General features: G+C 42.5%; 3 protein-coding genes. 2 read left to right on the top strand and 1 reads right to left on the bottom strand.

What is annotated here, in order from left to right; translation table 11 throughout:
* Positions 1–223: 223 nt before the first annotated feature.
* Complete coding sequence (locus ACOJS8_RS06135) at positions 224–1,366, bottom strand: tetratricopeptide repeat protein (protein ID WP_420147652.1); 1,143 nt, start codon at positions 1,364–1,366, stop codon at positions 224–226.
* A 167-nt stretch (positions 1,367–1,533) separates the two neighbouring features.
* Between ACOJS8_RS06135 and ACOJS8_RS06130 the strand changes: the two genes are divergently transcribed.
* The gene (locus ACOJS8_RS06130; RefSeq protein WP_420147651.1) at positions 1,534–1,659 is read left to right on the top strand and encodes a hypothetical protein; all 126 of its coding nucleotides are present in this window, start codon (positions 1,534–1,536) and stop codon (positions 1,657–1,659) included.
* 894 nt (positions 1,660–2,553) lie between these two features.
* The coding region (locus ACOJS8_RS06125; protein ID WP_420147650.1) for a hypothetical protein at positions 2,554–2,881 on the top strand (328 nt) is incomplete at its 3' end.

The raw sequence follows: 2,881 nt of genomic DNA, 5'->3' as shown, positions 1-2,881 counted from the left end.
TCAACACAGCCTTGTCAACATTATGTCAATCAATAGGAACCTGTTTAAACGTTTAGAAAAGGTTACTGATGCAATCGCTTTTTGTCATTTCGACCGGAGGGAGAAATCTCAATTATCCTATTAGTCAATCTGGAGATTTCTCCCTCCGGTCGAAATGACAAAACCAGCTCTTTTTTGACCCTGGAAGAAAAGTTTGAACAGGTGTCTGGGTAAAGAAAATTCTCTACCAAATTTTCCACCAGGGTTTGGCTTCTTTCGCTGGCGCTACGTAGTACAGGTCTATGGTTTCGCCATCCATCAGGTGTTTGAAAGAGACTTTTTTTATTAGTTGATCAGCGCTGTTGCGTACGAGCGTTTCCGCTTCTTTAGCGAAATGAAAGGTTCTGATTAACTGTTCCATGCCTTCATCTGATAGTGCCTCCAAAGCATGAGCGGGGTGAAACCCTTTCAGATAATTGGTAATTTGAAAGCTACCCGCCATCACTTCATCCAGTTTCCAGTCGGCGGCTGGGTACTTAAAATGATCGTCGTTTCGGTAGTTTACCGGGCCAATCGCACCAAGTCGGGCTGCTTTCGCCCAGATATAAACGTACACATCCGGCAATTCGTCCCGCAAGGTTTTGGGGAGTTTTTCTGCCCTGTGCCAAAAAGTAGTATAGGAATCTGGTCGTTCTCCTTTATCGAAACCACTCCCCTTAATCGATACCGTCGTAGCTGGATCTTCCTTTTTCTCCCGGATCAGTTCAAGTTCGTTTTTGGCATTTTCACTATCCTGCCAGGTCAACGACGCTTCGTAATATTTTTCGGCCATATCCCAATCCTCCAGTTCAATACAGGCAAAGCCCATACCCCGTAAGGCGCGGGCTTTCTGAGCAGGTGTATTGTAGGGCCTTGATTCAAACGCGTGCGCATACCAGCTAAAGGCGGTTTTCCAGACTTTCGAATTATGCTCTGTCTGAGCAGCCTGGCCACCCAACATTCCCATTTCAGATAACAGCCACGGCTGATCGGGTTCTAGCTCCAAACCTTTCGACAATATCCTATAGGCTTCGTTAGCTTTGCCCTGTTCAATCAGAATAATCGCTAACAGGTAACAACATCTCGGATAGGCATTAGCCAGCGGTTCTATCGGTTTATCGGGCTTTATCAACTCCATATACCAGTCATACTCATCCTGTTCCCAGAATTTTATGTACTGTATACCGTCCTGTTCAAACTGATTTTTATAATCAGTAGGAATCCGGCCGAACATGTCCACCAACGTAGCGTAGTGCTGCTCCCAGTCGGCTACCTTCGTGTGAATCACCTGATCAATCTGGGCAACTGTCTGTGCATCTTCTCGCTCAGTGTCTGAATAATGTTTCACAGTAAGTTATGGGTTAGTTAAAGTCCTTATCTTGGACGCTCCCAACCAGCGCAAGTAACCTTTTATAAATTTACAGTACTTTAGTATTCAGGTTGCGGGCAACTCAATGACATTTATCTGTAGGTGCCAATCCAGAAAACGTCTATTTTAGCGACCTGAAAACAGTTATGGCTATACTGCACTACCTGAATCAATTTCACCGCCAACAGACAGAAGCCTTGTTGGCGGAATCGGCTAAACAGCCCTTGATGTCGACTGAAGCGTTCATTGCTCAGGCGAAACGGATCAGTTAGCAAAGCTCCCGCAGGAAAAATAATAGTAGGTTGATCGAGGAGCCGAAGCCTAAGCGATAATCGCCCTGTATCATTCGATATAATTACCTGACCTATTCATAGCTCTAGTGGCTTCGGGCACATACTAGTCGAACCAGACAAGACGTACGCGCATTTCTGGGGAGCTGAATCACCCATAACTTTATACAATCTCACATAAAGCTCAGTTGACTAATAAAGACGTGAATTATTGTAGATTGGCATCCGATATTCATCACTTGATGAAATAGATGATTCAGTTGTTTAGTCGATAACAAGTCGAGAGAACCGTCTGTAAAAAACCTATCTGTGAGATTGATTTAGGATAAAAACCTCAGGTTCAGCTTTCTTCCGTCGTATAATTCCTACTTAACAGTTTACTTTCTCGAATACGCTAGCGCTTTCCTAACGGTCATCAATATACGCAGACTCCTCATTAAAATAGAATGTCTGATACTTTAAGCCGCATAAACAGTTCCATATCCTTGACTAGTACAGACCAATCAACTGTTGCGTCCCTCATTCTAAAATTATCAATAATAATTGCTGATTTTTTATGAAAATATATACCTATTCCAAATAGTATATTATTTACATATTTATTGTCACTTATAAAACGGCGTAAAGTTAGATCCAACATTTATTCAATTATAACAATATTCAGAAACAACATAAAAAAGTATATATATACATAAATCCTTATTAAGATTACTTCCACCTGAATGACTGGAATCTTGCATAACAGTGCCATCCATTGTCGTATAGCGAAAAGGCATTATTTCGCGTCTTGATCTCCTTTTGACACATTTTTTCATATGAAAATTTATAGCAAAGGAACATCATATTGCTATCTAGTTCATCAATTTTTCTTACCTTATGCAAGACAAGTATACTCTACCGGAGGTCCGCTGGCAACCCCAAAAAGCCATACTATTGTGGGCGTTTGTTTTATCTGCACTTCTCCTAAATGCTACGTTAAACGCTCAGGCTAATACGTTTGATACCCGGAAATTACCTCCAGGTATAGTAACAAATACAAACACTGGCGCGACCTTCAGCTCCATTCAGGCGGCTATCGATGCGGCTGCGACTTTAGATGGTCATACCATTACGGTAGCCTCTGGTACATACACCGAAAACGTGACTGTCTCTAAGTCGCTCACGATTACAGGAGCCAACGTGGGCACTGCGGGTACAGCGACAC

The sequence above is a fragment of the Spirosoma sp. genome (assembly GCF_048594605.1).
GTDB lineage: Bacteria > Bacteroidota > Bacteroidia > Cytophagales > Spirosomataceae > Spirosoma.
This window is presented reverse-complemented; position numbering and strand designations above follow the sequence as displayed.

Excerpts from the sequence above, each read along its gene's own strand:
- ACOJS8_RS06130 (WP_420147651.1), top strand. The coding sequence starts at position 1,534 with ATGGCTATACTGCACTACCTGAATCAATTTCACCGCCAACAGACAGAA.